The 17,466-nt window shown below is 28.4% G+C and carries 18 protein-coding genes and 1 pseudogene; 18 read left to right on the top strand and 1 reads right to left on the bottom strand.

All coding sequences use genetic code 11. From position 1 onward, the window contains the following. Positions 1–319: 319 nt before the first annotated feature. From ACQRD5_RS07665 to ACQRD5_RS07610, 12 genes are all read left to right on the top strand, one after another. Positions 320–1,186 (top strand): DegV family protein, encoded by an 867-nt coding sequence (locus tag ACQRD5_RS07665; protein ID WP_320901657.1) that lies wholly within the window; start codon positions 320–322, stop codon positions 1,184–1,186. Positions 1,187–1,290: 104 nt separating this feature from the next. After that, positions 1,291–1,881, top strand: coding sequence for a protein kinase (locus ACQRD5_RS07660; protein ID WP_294363625.1), 591 nt, complete (start codon positions 1,291–1,293; stop codon positions 1,879–1,881). A 315-nt stretch (positions 1,882–2,196) separates the two neighbouring features. Continuing rightward, a complete protein-coding gene (eno, locus tag ACQRD5_RS07655) occupies positions 2,197–3,492 on the top strand; it encodes a phosphopyruvate hydratase (protein ID WP_320901654.1) in 1,296 nt (431 codons plus the stop codon). A gap of 321 nt (positions 3,493–3,813) precedes the next feature. Further along, positions 3,814–4,044: a preprotein translocase subunit SecG gene (gene secG, locus ACQRD5_RS07650; protein ID WP_294170562.1), complete on the top strand. Its 231-nt coding sequence runs from the start codon at positions 3,814–3,816 to the stop codon at positions 4,042–4,044. Positions 4,045–4,099: 55 nt separating this feature from the next. Continuing rightward, positions 4,100–4,477, top strand: coding sequence for a PH domain-containing protein (locus ACQRD5_RS07645; protein WP_294170560.1), 378 nt, complete (start codon positions 4,100–4,102; stop codon positions 4,475–4,477). A gap of 103 nt (positions 4,478–4,580) precedes the next feature. Beyond that, positions 4,581–6,809 carry a ribonuclease R gene (gene rnr / locus ACQRD5_RS07640; protein WP_294363624.1) on the top strand — a complete coding sequence of 743 codons (2,229 nt, stop codon included), beginning with the start codon at positions 4,581–4,583 and terminating at the stop codon, positions 6,807–6,809. Between the two features lie 88 nt (positions 6,810–6,897). Then, positions 6,898–7,368, top strand: a complete 471-nt coding sequence (gene smpB, locus ACQRD5_RS07635) for an SsrA-binding protein SmpB (RefSeq protein ID WP_294170556.1) — start codon at positions 6,898–6,900, stop codon at positions 7,366–7,368. Between the two features lie 164 nt (positions 7,369–7,532). After that, positions 7,533–9,446 (top strand): sigma-54-dependent Fis family transcriptional regulator, encoded by a 1,914-nt coding sequence (locus tag ACQRD5_RS07630; protein ID WP_320627445.1) that lies wholly within the window; start codon positions 7,533–7,535, stop codon positions 9,444–9,446. A gap of 197 nt (positions 9,447–9,643) precedes the next feature. Further along, positions 9,644–10,810 (top strand): iron-containing alcohol dehydrogenase, encoded by a 1,167-nt coding sequence (locus ACQRD5_RS07625; protein ID WP_294188598.1) that lies wholly within the window; start codon positions 9,644–9,646, stop codon positions 10,808–10,810. Between the two features lie 171 nt (positions 10,811–10,981). Next, positions 10,982–11,869 (top strand): sulfide/dihydroorotate dehydrogenase-like FAD/NAD-binding protein, encoded by an 888-nt coding sequence (locus tag ACQRD5_RS07620; protein ID WP_294170549.1) that lies wholly within the window; start codon positions 10,982–10,984, stop codon positions 11,867–11,869. Positions 11,870–11,871: 2 nt separating this feature from the next. Beyond that, complete coding sequence (gltA, locus tag ACQRD5_RS07615; RefSeq protein WP_294170546.1) at positions 11,872–13,266, top strand: NADPH-dependent glutamate synthase; 1,395 nt, start codon at positions 11,872–11,874, stop codon at positions 13,264–13,266. Positions 13,267–13,603: 337 nt separating this feature from the next. Continuing rightward, the gene (locus tag ACQRD5_RS07610) at positions 13,604–13,999 is read left to right on the top strand and encodes an RrF2 family transcriptional regulator (RefSeq protein WP_294170544.1); all 396 of its coding nucleotides are present in this window, start codon (positions 13,604–13,606) and stop codon (positions 13,997–13,999) included. An 82-nt stretch (positions 14,000–14,081) separates the two neighbouring features. Here the strand turns inward: ACQRD5_RS07610 and ACQRD5_RS07605 are convergent, their stop codons facing one another. Continuing rightward, entirely contained in the window at positions 14,082–14,726 is a 645-nt protein-coding gene (locus tag ACQRD5_RS07605; RefSeq protein WP_320901781.1) for a hypothetical protein, read from the bottom strand. Positions 14,727–14,899: 173 nt separating this feature from the next. Between ACQRD5_RS07605 and ACQRD5_RS07600 the strand changes: the two genes are divergently transcribed. The 6 genes and pseudogenes from ACQRD5_RS07600 (at position 14,900) to ACQRD5_RS07575 (ending at position 17,434) form a co-directional block, all read left to right on the top strand. Then, positions 14,900–15,886 (top strand): Gfo/Idh/MocA family protein, encoded by a 987-nt coding sequence (locus tag ACQRD5_RS07600; protein WP_427746659.1) that lies wholly within the window; start codon positions 14,900–14,902, stop codon positions 15,884–15,886. Between the two features lie 224 nt (positions 15,887–16,110). Continuing rightward, positions 16,111–16,242 (top strand): annotated as a pseudogene (locus ACQRD5_RS07595) (GNAT family N-acetyltransferase); the annotation flags it as partial. A gap of 29 nt (positions 16,243–16,271) precedes the next feature. Further along, complete coding sequence (locus ACQRD5_RS07590; protein ID WP_336624141.1) at positions 16,272–16,436, top strand: CatA-like O-acetyltransferase; 165 nt, start codon at positions 16,272–16,274, stop codon at positions 16,434–16,436. Next, a complete protein-coding gene (locus tag ACQRD5_RS07585) occupies positions 16,405–16,653 on the top strand; it encodes a CatA-like O-acetyltransferase (RefSeq protein ID WP_427746664.1) in 249 nt (82 codons plus the stop codon). Before ACQRD5_RS07590 ends, ACQRD5_RS07585 begins: the two co-directional genes overlap by 32 nt. Before the next feature lie 29 nt (positions 16,654–16,682). Continuing rightward, positions 16,683–16,844 carry a hypothetical protein gene (locus ACQRD5_RS07580; RefSeq protein WP_320627448.1) on the top strand — a complete coding sequence of 54 codons (162 nt, stop codon included), beginning with the start codon at positions 16,683–16,685 and terminating at the stop codon, positions 16,842–16,844. Positions 16,845–16,861: 17 nt separating this feature from the next. Next, positions 16,862–17,434, top strand: coding sequence for an HD domain-containing protein (locus ACQRD5_RS07575; protein WP_294170534.1), 573 nt, complete (start codon positions 16,862–16,864; stop codon positions 17,432–17,434). Positions 17,435–17,466 lie beyond the last annotated feature (32 nt).

Genomic DNA, 17,466 nt, shown 5'->3' with positions numbered 1-17,466 from the left:
AAGATTAGCGAAATATCGCTATATTGTAATAGAAGTATAATCTTTTAATAAATTGCTGTCAATATACAATTATGTAAAATAAAGGTTGGTGGTAAATTTGAAATAAGTATAAAGATTAAGTTTTATAAGATGAAATATTAAAAAGTCTATAATCCATTTAGAATTAATTATATGCCTATAAAGTTACTAACTTAATTTTTGCTTTTTGAAAGAATAATATAAACTTCAAATGATTTGATTATCAAATCATTTGACAATATAATTAAATGAAGCTATAATATCAATAAATTTAAATAGTACTTTATAGGAGTTGTATAACATGAATATAAAATTAATAACTGATTCAGCTTGTGATTTATCTATAGATTATATTAGAAAAAATGATATTGAAGTAGCATCACTAATGGTTAATTTAAATGGAGAATTTATATCTGATGATTTAGGACAAACTTTAAGTCATAAAGATTTTTATAAAGCTGTAAGAGAAGGTGCAATGCCTTCAACTACTCAAGTTAATGTAGGAACATTTTATGATTTATTTAATAGGTATGCTAGTAAAGGAGAAACAATTTTATATATAGGCATATCATCTGCATTAAGTGGAACAGTAAGTAGTGCAATAACTGCTAGGAATATGGTATTAGAAGAACAACCAGATGCAAAAATATATGTTGTTGATTCATTAAGTGTATCTGTAGGGGAAGGTGCATTAGTATATAAAGCTGTTGAAATGATAAAAAATAATATAGAAATAGAAGAAATAGTAACTTATTTAGAAGATATTAAAAGAAAGGTTATTCATGCAATAACAGTAGATGATTTAAATCATCTAAAGAGAGGTGGACGTGTTTCTGGAACTGTTGCAGCAGTAGGTAGTTTGCTTGCGATAAAACCAACTTTAAAAATTGATAATGAAGGAAAGGTAGTTGCAGGAGAAAAAGTTAAGGGGAGAAAGAAAGCTTTAAAGAATTTAGTTCAGCAAATGAAATTAAAGGGAGAAGATGTAGAAAATCAAGATATTTTTATTTGTCATGCCGATTGTATTGAAGATGCATTAGAAGTGAAAAAAATGATATTAGAAGAATTTAAAGTTAAAGAAATTATTATAAACTCTATAGGTTCAGTTATTGGAACACATGGTGGTCCAGGAACATTAGGATTAGTATTCATTGGAAGTGAAAGATAATTTTAGACTAAAGAATAAAATTAAATATATTAAGTATTGAAGTTGTTATAAAAATTATTAATAAATAATAATATATAATAATAGTATTTTTGTGGGAGAGTAATATGACTAGGACTTATTCTTATTCAGCAGACTTTGATACTGAAACTGAAAAACTTTTTAAAGAAGCTATTTTTCTTGGAGAGGGACATAATGGGATAGTTTATGAACTTCCTAATAATAAAGCAATTAAGATTTTTCAAGAAGCAAAATGTTGTAAAGAAGAAGGAGAAATTTTAAAAAAGGTAAGTAAATCAAAGTATTTTCCTAAGATATACAATATGGGAAAGTTTTATATTGTAAGAGATAAAATACAAGGATATAGATTAGATAGTTATATTAAGAAAAAAGGCTTTAGTTATGAAATTTCAGAAGGCTTATATAGCTTAATATCAGAGTTTAAGAATCTTAAATTTACTAAAATAGATGCTAGATGTAGAGATATATATATAACTAACGATAATAAGATAATGGTAATAGATCCTAAGCAATGCTATAGTAAAAAAGTTAATTATCCAAGGCACTTAATGAAGGGACTAGAAAAAATAGGAGTCTTAGAAAGCTTTTTAGAAGATATGAGAGTAATTAATAAAAAGTCTGCTATGGAATGGGAGAAAAGATATAATCAATATCTACAAAATAGAGATGTGGAATAAAATGGACTAAGAAAGACTCTTTTATATTCGATATACTGTAAAAGCTAAAAGTTATTACTAAAAACACATTCAATACAAAAATAATTATTTTGTTAAATGATTACAAAGGGAATTTATTATTGAAAATTATGGGCAAAGTGGTATAATGATATAGAAAATATGATAACGATTATTGTTTGCCAAAAGATGTTATTTGCTTTAATATTTTCTATTAATGTAGTATCTTTATGAATAATTATGTCAGTTTATGATATAATAATAAAGGTAATATATTGAGAATATAATAAATAACATTATAATAAAGGAGGATACGTAATGAAAAATTATTGCGAAATAGTTGACGTTGTAGCTAGACAAATTCTAGACTCAAGATGTTTTCCAACTGTAGAAGTTGAAGTTTATTTAGAAGATGGTACTGTAGGAAGAGCTGCTGTTCCATCAGGTGCATCAACAGGTATGTATGAAGCAGTTGAACTAAGAGATGGAGATAAGAGCCAATACTTAGGAAAAAGTGTTTTAAAGGCAGTTCAAAACGTAAATGATACAATTGCTGAAGAATTAATTGGATGTAATGTATATGATCAACCATATATAGATAAGTTACTTATAGAATTAGATGGTACTCCAAACAAAGCTAAGCTTGGAGCAAATGCTATATTAGGTGTTTCTTTAGCAGTAGCTAATGCAGCAGCTAAATCATTAGACTTACCATTATACCAATATGTAGGTGGAGTAAATGCAAAAGTTTTACCAGTACCTATGATGAACATAATAAATGGTGGATCACATGCTGATAACTCAGTTGATTTACAAGAATTCATGGTTATGCCAGTTGGAGCTAAGACTTTCAGCGATGCTTTACAAATGTGTGCTGAAGTTTACCATACATTAAAGAAAACTTTACATGATAAAGGATATTCAACAGCTATCGGTGATGAAGGTGGATTCGCTCCAAACCTTAAGTCAAACGAAGAAGCTATTGAAGTTATTATAGAAGCAATAACTGCAGCTGGATACAAAGCTGGAGAAGATATGTTCATAGCTATAGATGCTGCTTCATCAGAATACTACAAAGATGGTAAGTATGTATTAGAACATGAAGGAAAGACTTTAACTGCAGCTGAAATGGTTGACTTCTTAGAAAACTGGGTTAACAAATACCCAATTATCTCAATCGAAGATGGTATGGCTGAAGAAGACTGGGAAGGTTGGAAGCTATTAACTGAAAGATTAGGTAAGAAAGTTCAATTAGTTGGTGATGATTTATTCGTTACAAATACTGAAAGATTAGAAAGAGGTATTGATTTAGGAGTTGGTAACTCAATCCTAATTAAATTAAACCAAATCGGTACTTTAACTGAAACTTTAAATGCTATAGAAATGGCAAATAGAGCTGGATATACAGCAGTTATTTCTCATAGATCAGGTGAAACAGAAGATACAACTATAGCTGACTTAGTTGTAGCTGTAAATGCTGGTCAAATCAAGACTGGTGCTCCTGCAAGATCTGAAAGAGTTGCTAAGTACAACCAATTAATAAGAATTGAAGAAGAATTAGACGATGTAGCTGAATACAGAGGAAGAAAAGCATTCTTCAACATTAAGAAGTAATTTAATTAGCAAATAATTTTTTAGGGATTGTAAGCGAAAGCCTACAATCCCTCTTATTATTTAATAATTATTAAATAATATCTTTTTATGAATTTTTAATAATATATACTTGATAAAAAAGATATAGACATTATATTAGTGCGACTTGAAGTTTAGGAGGTAGCAATGAATATAATATCTCTATCTTTTTATTATGTAAATAAATTAATAAATATGAATAAGTAATTATTTTCAAGATAATTACTTGTATTATATTATCTTATATGTTAATATAACCTTATGTAAATACGACCATTTTTATTAAGGTTGGGAGGTATAGCAATGAAGAATTTATTGTTAGTATTGGAAGCAATTTTGGGATTAGTAATTATAATATCAGTATTATTACAACCAAGTAAGACAGATGCATTAAGCGGACTTATTCAAGGAAGTAAAAATGAAACATTCTTTTCTAAGAATAAAGCAAGAACTAAGGAAGCTATGTTGTTAAAAGTAACAATTATTTCTATGGCCCTATTTGCTGTGAATACATTAGCTTTAAACTTAATATAATATTAAAAAAGAGCTGCTTAATGTAGCTCTTTTATACTATAAAGGAGTGGTTAATATGGGAATTTTTAATGGATTAATGGGAAATGCCTCAGAAATAAATTTAGATGCCCTAATAAAAGAATATAATAAAATATTAGCAGAAAACGAAAGAATAGAAAAAGCATATAAATTAGTTAGAGATTTATTTATTTTTACAAATAAAAGACTTATATTAGTTGATAAGCAAGGTGTAACAGGAAAGAAGACTGAATATCATTCAATACCATATAAATCTATTACACATTTTAGTATAGAAACTGCAGGACATTTTGATTTAGAAGCAGAGCTTAAGATATGGATATCTGGAAATGCTTTGCCTATTGAAAAGCAATTCAATAGTAGTCTAAATATTTATGAATTACAACAAGTACTAGCAACCTACTGTTTAAGATAAACTTTTTGTTTATTATAAGTTAGATGGGGAAAAATATAGAAGGAGAATAATTTAATTTGAATAAAATACAAAAATATAAAAATAGGATAAAGGAAGTGATTAGATGGGAATTAAAGAAACTTTATTAAGCTTTATGAGAGAAGAAGCATACAGACCCATGGATATTCAAGAATTAGTATCTGTATTTGATATAAATCCCGACGAGTATAAATCCTTTAAAAAAGTCCTTAAGACTATGGAAAAAGAAGGTCTTATTATTAGAACTAAAAAAGATAAGTTTGGAGTTCCAGAGAGACTTGGGTTAATTTCAGGAAAATTAGAAGTTCATTCAAAAGGATATGGATTTTTAATACCAGAAAATGAAGGAGAAAAAGATGTCTTCATTCCAAGTTCTTCTATGAATGGAGCTATGAATGGTGATAAAGTTCTAGTTCAAATAACAAGAGAAGATATTAAGGGCAAAAAGCGTGAAGGTGAAGTAAGAGAAGTATTAAGTAGAGCAAATAACAAGATTATTGGTGTTTACGAAGATAGTAGAAATTTTGGATTTGTAGTTCCAGAAGACTCAAGATTAAATCAAGATATTTTTATATCAAAAAAAGATAGAAATGGAGCAAATGAAGGAGATTTAGTAATTTGCGAAATTGTAAAATGGGCAGATAAGAGGAGAAGTCCAGAAGGTGTTATTAAAGAAGTCTTAGGTAAAAAAGGAGATAAGGGTCTAGATATTCTTACAATTATTAAGAAATATGGCCTGCCAGAAGAATTTCCAGATAAGGTATTAAATTATGCGAAAAATATAGAAGAAGAAATTCCAGAAAAAGAATATGCAAGAAGAACAGATCTTAGAAACCTAAGAATGGTAACTATCGATGGAGAAGATGCTAAGGATTTAGATGACGCTGTTTCCATTGAAAGATTAGATAATGGAAAATTTAGACTTGGAGTTCATATTGCAGACGTATCTCATTATGTAAAAGAAAAAAATCCTTTAGATAGAGAAGCATTAAAGAGAGGAACATCTGTTTATTTAATAGATAGAGTTATACCTATGCTTCCTAAGAAACTGTCTAACGGAATATGTTCTTTAAATCCTAAAGTAGATAGATTAGCTTTAAGTTGCTTTATGATTATAGATAGTAAGGGAAAAGTTATTCAACATGAAATTGAAGAAACAGTTATAAAAACTAGTGAGAGAATGACATATACTGATGTTACTAAAATTCTTGAAAATAATGATGAAGAATTAATAAAGAGATATGATTATTTAGTTGATGACTTTAGGGCTATGGAAGAGCTTTGTAATATTTTACGTGAAAAGAGAATGAGAAGAGGAGCCATTGATTTTAATTTTGAAGAATCAAAAATAATATTAAATGATTTAGGGAAGCCAGTAGATATTAAGCCCTATGATAGAGCTATCGCAAATAGAATAATAGAAGAATTTATGTTAGTTTGTAATGAAACTATTGCAGAACATATGTATTGGACCAACTTACCATTTGTATATAGAATTCATGAAGATCCAGATGAAGAAAAACTAGAGAAGTTCAAGGAGTTTGTATATAACTTAGGATATGTAGTTAGATGGGGTCAAGAAGCACATCCAAGAGCTCTTCAAGATATATTAGATAAAGTTAAAGGGAAAAAAGAAGAAACTGTAGTAAGTACATTATTATTACGTTCAATGATGCAAGCAAAATATTCTCCAGAATGTGTAGGGCACTTTGGTCTTGCAGCTAAGTATTACTGCCATTTTACATCACCAATAAGAAGATATCCAGATTTACAAATTCATAGAATTATAAAAGAACAATTAAATGGAAAAATTGATGAAAAGAGAATAGCTAAATTATCTAATATAGTAGAAATCGCATCAAAACAATCCTCTGAAATGGAAAGATTAGCTCAAGAAGCTGAAAGAGAAGTAGATGATTTAAAGAAGGCAGAATATATGCAAGAAAGAATTGGAGAAGAGTTTTCTGCAATTATTTCTTCAGTTACATCCTTTGGATTATTTGCAGAGCTTCCAAATACAATAGAAGGATTAATTCATATTACTGCTTTAGATGATGATTACTATATTTATGATGAAGCACATCTATGTTTAATTGGAGAAAGAACTAAGAAAGTTTATAGACTAGGTGATGAAGTAAAGGTAAGATGTAGTAGAGTTGATATAGACAATAGAGAAGTGTATTTCGATTTAATTGAAGAGGAAGATAAAGAAGAAATAGTTCCAAGTGAAAAGACAATAGAAAAAATAAATGAAGCCAAAGTAAATATAAAAAATGATTTATTAGAAGTAGACGAAGAAGAAGACATAGAATAGCCTTAAATTCTTATAAAAATTATAACTTTGGATATTGCTTAAGAATTTGATATACTTAATAAGTAAAAATAAAATGTGTGGTGAGATTATGGTAAGGAAGAAAAATAGTAATTCATTAGCTGAAAATAGAAAAGCTAGGCATGATTATTTTGTGGAAGAAACAATTGAAGCTGGAATAGCTTTAGTTGGAACAGAAGTTAAGTCTATAAGAGCTGGAAAGTGTAATTTAAAAGATTCCTATGCAGATGTAGATAACGGTGAAATAATTATAAAAAATATGCATATAAGTCCTTATGAGCAAGGAAATATATTCAATGTTGACCCATTAAGAGAAAGAAAGCTTTTACTTCATAAAGAGCAAATTGCAAGATTTAATGGGTTAGTAGCTCAACAAGGTTATACACTAGTTCCATTATCATTATATTTAAAAAATGGTAAGGTGAAGGTAGCACTTGGGTTATGCAGAGGTAAAAAGAATTATGATAAAAGAGATTCAATGCTAGAAAAAGCACATAAGAGAGATATTGAAAGACAATTAAAAGAATCTAATAGATATTAATTAAATATAAAAAGAGCTGAATACTAATTATCTAGTGTTCAGCTCTTTTTATACTAAAATAACATAAGAAATTAATTTAAAATTTGTAGAAAATTTGTAAATATAATATTAAACTATAAGTATAGATGATAATTTATGTAAAAAGGGTATGAGGTATAAGATATATGCTTAATAAAAACTTATTAATAGAAGAATCTCATAAGAGAAGTGAGGTTTACGGAGTAAATAAAGATATTAATCATTCAAAAACAATACTAACTGGAAATGAACTTAAAAAAGTTTTAGAAGTAAATAAAGAGCTTATTGAAATATCTAAACCATATATAGATATGGTAGCTGAGTCTGTTAATGATAAAGATTTTATTATTATTTTAACAGATAAGAATGGATGCATACTTTATATTAGAGGTGCTAAAGAAATAAGGTATGAATTAGAAAAGCTAAATTTAAAGCCAGGGGCTTATATGGATGAAAAAAATATAGGAACTAATGCAATGTCAGTAGCAATATCTGATGATAGATGTATCCAAATTACTGCAAAGGAGCATTATATATCAATATTTCAAAGTTTAACTTGTTCTGCAGCACCTATTCATAATAGTAGGGGAGAAATAATTGGAACATTAAATCTAACTGGAAAAAGTAATATGAAGCATCCACACACTTTAGGCCTTGTAATATTTGGAGTTAAAGCAATTGAAAATGAATTATTAAGAATCAATGCCAAGAATATATTGAATCAAACATATAATTATATGAAAACAGTTATAGAAAATGTTGATAAAGGAATAATAATAGTAGATACCTGTGGAAAAATAATTAACATTAATGAGCTGGCACTAAAAATATTAGATAAGAAAAATCATAACTTAATAAATGAAGATATAAATTATATAATACCTAATTTTAAAAGTATAATAGATAGAATCTCAAATAATAATGAAAGATTAAGAAGAGAAATAAAATTAAGTCATGATAGCAGCTATAAAACTGAAGTTATATTTAAGGGAATAAAGCATAATGATAAGGTTATTGGTGTTGTTGTAACCTTAGCAAAAATAAAAGAAAAAGAAGTTGAAAGCAGTTTTACGGGAGCCTTCTTTACATTTAATGATATTATAGGTAAAAGTGATGCTATAAAAAATGTAATTACAAACTGCAAAATTATAGCTAATAGTCCATCAACAATATTAATTCAAGGAGAAAGTGGAACAGGTAAAGAAGTATTAGCACAAGCAATTCATAATTATAGTATAAGAAAAAACAATAAGTTTGTAGCTATAAATTGTGGAGCTATACCATCAAATATTATTGAAAGTGAATTATTTGGATATGAGGATGGAACCTTTACTGGTGGGAAAAAAGGTGGCAAAATAGGAAAGATTGAGCTATCTAACGGAGGAACCTTATTTTTAGACGAAATAGGTGAAATGCCTTTAGATATGCAAGTTAAACTTCTTAGAGTGCTTCAAGAAGGTAGATTAACAAGATTAGGTGGAAGTAAGGAAATTCCATTAGATATGAGAGTGATAGCTGCAACTAATAAAAATTTAAAAAAGGAAGTTAGAGAAGGAAGATTTAGAGAAGATCTATTTTATAGGCTATGTGTTATTCCTATAAAGTTACCTCCTCTAAGAGAAAGAAGTGGAGATATTGCTTTATTAATTGAATATTTTTTAAGAGCTAAGTCACTTAAACTAGAAAAAGAAATTCCTAAATTAGAAGAAGAGCTTTTAGAAAAACTTTTAAATTGTAATTGGCAGGGAAATATAAGACAGTTAGAAAACTGCATAGAAAACATAGTTAATTTAAATGGTGAGTTATCTCCTGATTTCTTAGATGAATTTGAAGATATAGATAAAGAAATAAAAAATAAAAATAATAGTATAGTAGCAAAATATCAAAAACATAGAAATCTGAATTTAGATTTTATAGAAAGAGAAGCAATAATAAATGCCATAAATTATAATAAATATAATATTAGCAGAACTGCAAAAGACTTAGGTGTAAGTAGAAATACATTATATCTTAAGCTTAAGAAGTACAATATAAGTATAGAAAAAGCTAATGTGCAATAATAGGACACTGTCATAAAGTTGAACAATTCAATTAGTGATAATTGTTCAATTTTATGACAGTGTTATATATAGATAATTTTAAAATAATAAACAAAGTTAATTATTTAACAATATTGTTAAATAAAAAATTTTGGCATGAGATTTGCTTATTAATAATTATGAAATAAAAAAATTACTTACTTGTGTGGGAGGTTATTATGGCACGTTTTACATTACCAAGAGATTTATATCATGGAAAGGGATCATTAGAAGAATTAAAGAATTTAAAAGGAAAAAAAGCTTTTGTTGTAGTTGGTGGAGGCTCAATGAAGCGTTTTGGATTCTTAGATAGAGTTGAAACATATTTAAAAGAAGCAGGAATGGAAGTTGAATTATTTGAAGGGGTAGAACCAGATCCATCAGTAGAAACTGTTATGAAGGGTGCAGAAGCAATGAGAAAATTTGAACCAGATTGGATTGTTGCAATGGGTGGTGGTTCACCAATAGATGCTGCAAAAGCAATGTGGATTTTTTATGAATATCCTGATTTTACATTTGAGCAAGCAGTTATTCCATTTGGATTACCTGAATTAAGACAAAAAGCTAAGTTTGTAGCAATTCCATCAACAAGTGGTACAGCTACAGAAGTTACAGCATTTTCTGTTATAACTGATTATAAAGCTAAGATTAAATATCCACTAGCAGACTTTAATATAACTCCAGATATAGCTATAGTGGATCCAGATTTAGCTCAAACTATGCCAGCTAAACTTGTAGCTCATACTGGTATGGATGCATTAACACATGCAATTGAAGCTTATACAGCATCACTTAGATCTAATTTTTCAGATCCATTAGCTATGAAAGCTATAGAAATGGTAAAAGAAAACTTAGTGAAATCATATAAAGGCGATGTAGAAGCAAGAAATTTAATGCATGAAGCACAATGCTTAGCAGGAATGGCATTCTCTAATGCTTTACTTGGAATAGTTCACTCTATGGCACATAAAACAGGTGCTGTATTCCATATTCCACATGGATGTGCCAATGCAATATTCTTACCATATGTAATTCAATATAATAGAGTTGAATGTGAAGATAGGTATGCTGATATAGCGAGAGCATTAAAATTGAAAGGGGAAACAAATGCAGAGTTAACTGATTCATTAATTGAAATGATAAATAAACTAAATACAGAATTAAATATACCTCATACTGTAAAAGAGTATGGAGTTACTGAAGATGACTTTAAGGCTAATTTAGAGTTTATTTCTCATAATGCAGTTTTAGATGCTTGTACAGGTTCTAATCCAAGAAAAATAGATGATGAAACTATGGAAAAATTATTTGAATGCACATATTATGGAACAAGGGTTGATTTCTAATAGTAATAAGTAAGACAAATATTTGACTAAAGGTTATCTCTGATTGGATATTACTTCTAATGGAGATAACCTTTGTAATTAATAATGATAAAAAAATAATAAATAATTGTGTGAAAATTCAAAAAATGGTAAAATATTAATGAAAGAGAGATAATATAGGGGGGGACAATCATGTATAAAATAGTTAAGAAAAGAGAGCTTACAGACAACATATATCTAATGGATATAGAAGCTCCTAGAGTTGCCAAATCAGCTGAGCCAGGTCAATTTATTATTATTAAAAATGATGAAAAGGGGGAAAGAATACCTCTTACAATTGCTGACTATAATTCAGAAAAGGGGACTGTAACTATAGTTTTTCAAGCTGTAGGAAGAGGTACAAAAGAGCTTGCTAATTTTGAAGTAGGGGAATATGTAGCTGACTTTGTTGGGCCTCTTGGACAACCTAGTGAATTTATTCACGAAGACATAGAGGAATTAAAAAAGAAAAATATTATTTTTATTGCAGGTGGTGTAGGAGCAGCACCAGTATACCCACAGGTTAAGTGGATGAAAGAACATGGTATTAATTGTGATGTAATCGTTGGAAGTAGAACTAAAGACCTATTAATATTAGAAGAAGAATTAAAAGAAGTCTCTGGAAATTTATATATATCAACTGATGATGGCACATATGGATTTAGCGGAAGAGTAACTGATTGTTTAAAATATTTAGTGGAAGAAAAGGGAAAAAAATATGACCATGCTGTAGTTATTGGACCTATGATAATGATGAAATTTATGTCAATTTTGACTAAAGAATTAAATATACCAACTACAGTAAGCTTAAATCCTATAATGGTAGATGGAACTGGAATGTGTGGTGCTTGTAGAGTTACTGTTGGGGGAAAAGTTAAATTTGCTTGTGTTGATGGACCAGAATTTGATGGACATCTAGTAGATTTTGATGAATCTATGAGAAGACAAACAATGTATAAAACTGAGGAAGGAAGAGAACAGTTAAAAATAGAAGAAGGGGATACTCACAATCATGGTGGTTGTGGTTGTAAGGTGGAGTAGTTATGAGTAATCAAGTACAAGATAGAATGAAGAGAGTACCTATAGCAGAACAAGAACCAGAAGTAAGGGCAAAAAACTTTGAAGAAGTATGTCTTGGATATACAGATGAAGAAGCAATAAGAGAAGCTCAAAGATGTTTAGGTTGCAAGAATCCTAAATGTGTTGATGGTTGTCCCGTATCTATAGACATACCAAGTTTTATAGGATATATGAAAAAAGGTGAATTTGAAGAAGCTGCAAAAGAAGTTGCAAAATATAGTGCTTTACCAGCAGTTTGTGGAAGAGTTTGTCCACAAGAAAGCCAATGTGAAGGTAAGTGTGTATTAGGAATTAAAGGAGAGCCAGTTTCAATAGGAAAATTAGAAAGATTTATAGCAGATTGGTCAAGAAAAAATAACATAGATTTAGCTTGTAGAGATGAGCTTAAAAATAAAAAAGTTGCAGTTATAGGAAGTGGACCAGCAGGACTAACTTGTGCAGGAGAATTAGCTAAAAAGGGATATGATGTAACTATATTTGAAGCTTTACATGAACCAGGTGGAGTTTTAGTTTATGGTATTCCTGAATTTAGATTACCTAAGGACGATGTTGTTAGAGCTGAAATAGATAATATTAAAAAACTTGGAGTTAAAATAGAAACAAATGTAATAGTTGGTAGAACTATAACTATTGATGAACTTATGGAAGTAGAAAATTTTAGTGCAGTATTTATAGGTTCTGGTGCTGGTCTTCCAAAGTTTATGGGAATAAAAGGTGAAAATGCAAATGGAGTATTATCAGCAAATGAATTCTTAACAAGAGTTAACTTAATGAAGGCATTTAAAGAAGAATACCATACTCCTGTTAAAATAGGAAAGAAAGTTGCAGTAGTAGGAGGCGGAAATGTTGCTATGGATGCAGCAAGAACTGCTTTAAGATTAGGTTCTGAAACTCATATAGTATATAGAAGAAGTGAAGCTGAACTTCCAGCAAGAATAGAGGAAGTACATCATGCAAAAGAAGAAGGAGTTATTTTTGATGTACTAACTAATCCAACAGAAATTTTAGTAGATGAAAATGGTTGGGTAAAGGGTATGAAGTGTGTAGAAATGGAACTTGGCGAACCAGACGAATCAGGAAGAAGAAAACCTGTAGTTAAAGAGGGATCAGAATATATTATGGATGTAGATACTGTTATAATGTCTCTTGGAACCTCACCAAATCCATTAATTTCATCAACAACAAAGGGACTTGAAATTAATAAGTGGAAGTGTATAATTGCAGATGAAAATGGACAAACAACAAAAGAGGGCGTATATGCTGGAGGAGATGCTGTTACAGGAGCTGCAACAGTAATACTAGCAATGGGAGCAGGAAAAAAAGCTGCTGAAGCAATAGATGAATATCTAACTAAGTAACTATTAATAAGGGAGTTGTTCATAAATGTAGAATTATTAATTTTACAGTTTATGTTTTAAATAGGGGGCTGAGATAGCTCCTTATTTTTTTAGGGGAAAGATTAATAAGATATAAATAATATGTATATTCAGATAACAATGTAAATAATGTGTAAATATTGTATATAAAGTAGATATATTTTGTGGGGTTTTATAGTATAATTTAGCAAGGGGTATTTTTGCATATATTTATGAGAAAAGGATATAAATATAAATAATAATAAATTATATTAGATTTTTAAATTATGCATATAATATTCGTAATTGATTATTAGACACACGAAAGAGAGGGGTATATATGTATTTATCCAAGTTTACTGATTATTCTTTTAGGGCTTTAATCTATTTAGCAGAAAATAGAGATAAATTATGCACAGTAGAGGAGTTAGCTAAAAAGTTAGAAATATCAGAACACCACTTAAAAAAGATAATACATAAATTAGCTAAAACAGATTTAATTATATCTATGAAAGGAAGAACTGGTGGTTTAAAATTAGGTTTAGAACCACAAGACATAAATTTAGGAGATGTAGTTAGAATAACAGAGGATAACTTAAACATTGCTCAATGTTTTAACAAAGAAAATTGTTGTCCATACATAAGTTCTAATTGTAGAATAAAAGGAATAATGAAGGATTCCTTAGATGCATTTCTTCATGAATTTTCTAGATATACATTAAGTGACGTTTTATAATAGGAGTTAAAAAAGGAGCTATAGCAGTAAAAATTATTGCATAGCTCCTTTTACATGAATTCTGAATTGCGTCATAGTACTACTATTTTATATTCTTTTCTGTTAAGTTAAATTCATACTGATCTAAACCATTTTTTAAATAATCTTCATAATAATCTTTGGAAATAATGAAGCTATTTCCAGAATCTTTTAATTCTAAAGTATGAATTAAATCAACACTAAAAGTCTTAACTTTATTAGGATTATTATTATTAAAGTAAGTAAAAATATATTTTTCATTTAAAGTTAAATTATACAATCCATTTTTAATTTTTATATCTTTTATTGTAGGAGTAGATTCTATACTTTTGAAGGTTAAATTTTTTTCTCTTGATAAATTTCTTAGAAAAGCTATTCTTTTAAATTCATGTTTTAATGAGTACTCACCAAAGTTCTCACTAGTATCATAAAATTTATAAAGCTTTTCTACATTTCCATTTAAAAAAGCAGAATTTCTCATATCAAAAATATTTTGCATAAAGTTAATAATAGAAGATTCGATATTTTCCTTTGAATCACTTATAAAGGTACCAACATTTGATGTCATATCATCTTTATAATTATTTGTAGTAATTTCAATAGGTGATAATTTATATTTCTTTGTGTTAGATATAAAGTAAATAAAATTAGCTATTAGAAAAATATAAACAAAGAATCCAGATAATTGTTTTAATAATTTCTTATTCATAAAAAAATCTCCTTAATTAGATTTATATAAATTTAAGGGTAATAGTTAAATTTAGTTTATTGTTAGTATGCTCAATTATAAAAGTATAATTCTTTGGGAATTGTTGGGTAATAATTAACTAATATATGGTATAATTGAGTTAGTAAAATTTATATATAGAAAGAGGTATTGGTATGATAAATATAGGTGTTATTGGAAGTAATTTTATTACTGATAGATTAATTGAAGGAGCTAGAGAGGTTAATGATGTTAATATTGCTGCTGTCTATTCAAGAACTGAAGAAAGAGCTAAAGAATTTGCTGACAAGCATGGAATTAAAAATATATATACAAGTTTAGAAGAAATGGCTAAAAGTGCTTTAATAGATGCAGTATATATTGCTTCTCCAAATGCATTACATTCTAGACAAACAATATTATTTTTAAATAATAAAAAGCATGTTTTATGTGAAAAAGCTTTTGCTTCAAATACTAGAGAAGTTGATGCAATGATAAAGGCAGCAAAAGAAAATGATGTTGTACTAATGGAAGCTATGAAAACAACTTTACTTCCAAACTTTAGAGTCATTAAAGAAAATCTATATAAGATTGGAAAGGTTAGAAAATATTTTGCAAGCTATTGTCAGTATTCTTCTAGATACGATAAATATAAAGCTGGTGAGGTTTTAAATGCCTTTAAAAAGGAATTATCTAATGGAGCAATAATGGATATAGGGGTTTACTGTATATCTCCTATGGTTAATCTTTTTGGGAAACCTAATACTATAAAAGCTAATGGAGTTATGCTAAATACAGGGGTAGATGGAGAAGGAAGTGTAGTATTTGGATATGATGACATGGAGGGGGTAGTAATTTACTCAAAAATAAGTAATTCATATATTCCATCAGAAATACAAGGAGAAGAAGGGAATATTATTATAGATAGAATTAATGGCTTCAATAATGTGAAAATAATATATAGAGATGGTAGAGAAGAAGATTTATCCTTAGAGCAAAAGAAGGCTGATATGTGTTATGAAGTTGAGGAATTTGTAAATCTAATTAAATCTGGAGAAAAAGAATCTAAGATTAATTCCTTAAAGGTATCAAGAGATGTTATAGAAGTTATTGAAGAAGCAAGAAAACAAATAGGAGTGGTTTATCCTGCGGACAAGGAATAGGTAAGAGGTAAGGAGAAAACTCCTTTGGAGTTTTGGAAAATTAAAGAATGAAGATTTTCTTTTCATTCATAAAATCGTAATTAAAAAAATGAAAGAAGGAGTATTATCTTTTGCTTTGGAAAATAGAAATTAAAAAATGAAAAGCCTCTTTGCTGAAGTAAAATTGGCATGGATGGGAGAAGAAAAATGCAGTATAAGATAACTAGTCTGCCTTCAGAAGATGAAAGTATGCCTTTCTAAATACTTTTAGTTTTCAAGCAGAAGGATTTTATCTTAAGTTAGGCTATGAAAAGGTATTTTCATTAGAGGAATATCCTGTTACTGGAAAGAGGCACTATTTTGTTAAAGAATTATAAGAATCAGAAATTTAATAAAGGTGGGTTATATGGAAAAAAGTAAATATAAAGTTATAGATATGGATAACTATTATAGAAAGGATGTATTTAAGCATTTTTCAGAGGATTGTAAGTGTTCTACATCAATAACAAGTAAAATAAATGTAACAAAATTAGTGGAGTATTCTAAAGATACACAAACAAAATTATTTTGATGCTTCATATATATCTTGGCTTTCATATGAGTCATTAAATATAGAATTACCAGATGGATATTTGTATTTAATTCCAATTATAAATTGGGGAAAATATAAAAAAGAAAATAATGAATTAATGATGCCAGTAACAGTAAGAATGAATCATGCAGCAGCAGATGGATTTTTAGTTGCACGTGTTTTTTATTTATTAGAAAAAGAAATAGAAAAATTATAATTTGTGATAAGGACTCTTTAATATGTAGATTGAAAAAAGATGTTAATGAAAAAATTCGAACAGAGGATGTTATTGATAGAAGCTTATCTAGACTTAAATGTTATAATTTACTATCTACAGAGAAAGTTGATGTTTCAAAAATTACACCAAAGGAAGCTGCTGAATATATAATTAAAATAAGTGTAAGATAAATAAGGAAGGTGAGAGTATGTTACCATCTAGGGAAAAAGCACTTAATTTACTTGAAGAATCTAATTCTTTAAATCCAGGACCGTGGAAGGAGCATTCCATAGTTGTAGCAGAATGTGCATATAAAATTGCTAGTAAATGTAATGATATGGATGAAGAAAAAGCCTATATTTTAGGATTACTACATGATATTGGTAGAAGATTTGGAGTTACATATATTGCTCATGTAATTGATGGATATAACTTTTTAATGAAATTTGGATATGATGAGGCAGCACGTATATGTATTACCCATTCTTTTCAATTAAAAGACATTAATGAATATATTGGGGAAATAGATATATCTAATTCTGATAAAGAGAAAATTATTAATTTACTAAATTCCTATGAATATGATGATTATGATAGATTAATTCAATTATGTGATAGTATTGCAATGCCAAATGGGCCTGTAGATATTGAAATTAGAATGAATGATGTTAAAAGTAGATATGGAAATTATCCACAAGAAAAATGGGATAAGAATATTGAAATTAAGAAATATTTTGAAGAGAAAATTGGAAAAGCAGTTGAGGAGATAGTTTCCTTATAAAATATGTATTTTATAAGGATAAATTAATGCTA

Origin of the sequence: Clostridium sp. SGI.024, assembly GCF_050315195.1 — a bacterium.
Lineage (GTDB): Bacteria > Bacillota > Clostridia > Clostridiales > Clostridiaceae > Clostridium.
The sequence above is the reverse complement of the archived record's forward strand: the minus strand, read 5'-3'. Positions and strand labels throughout refer to the sequence as shown.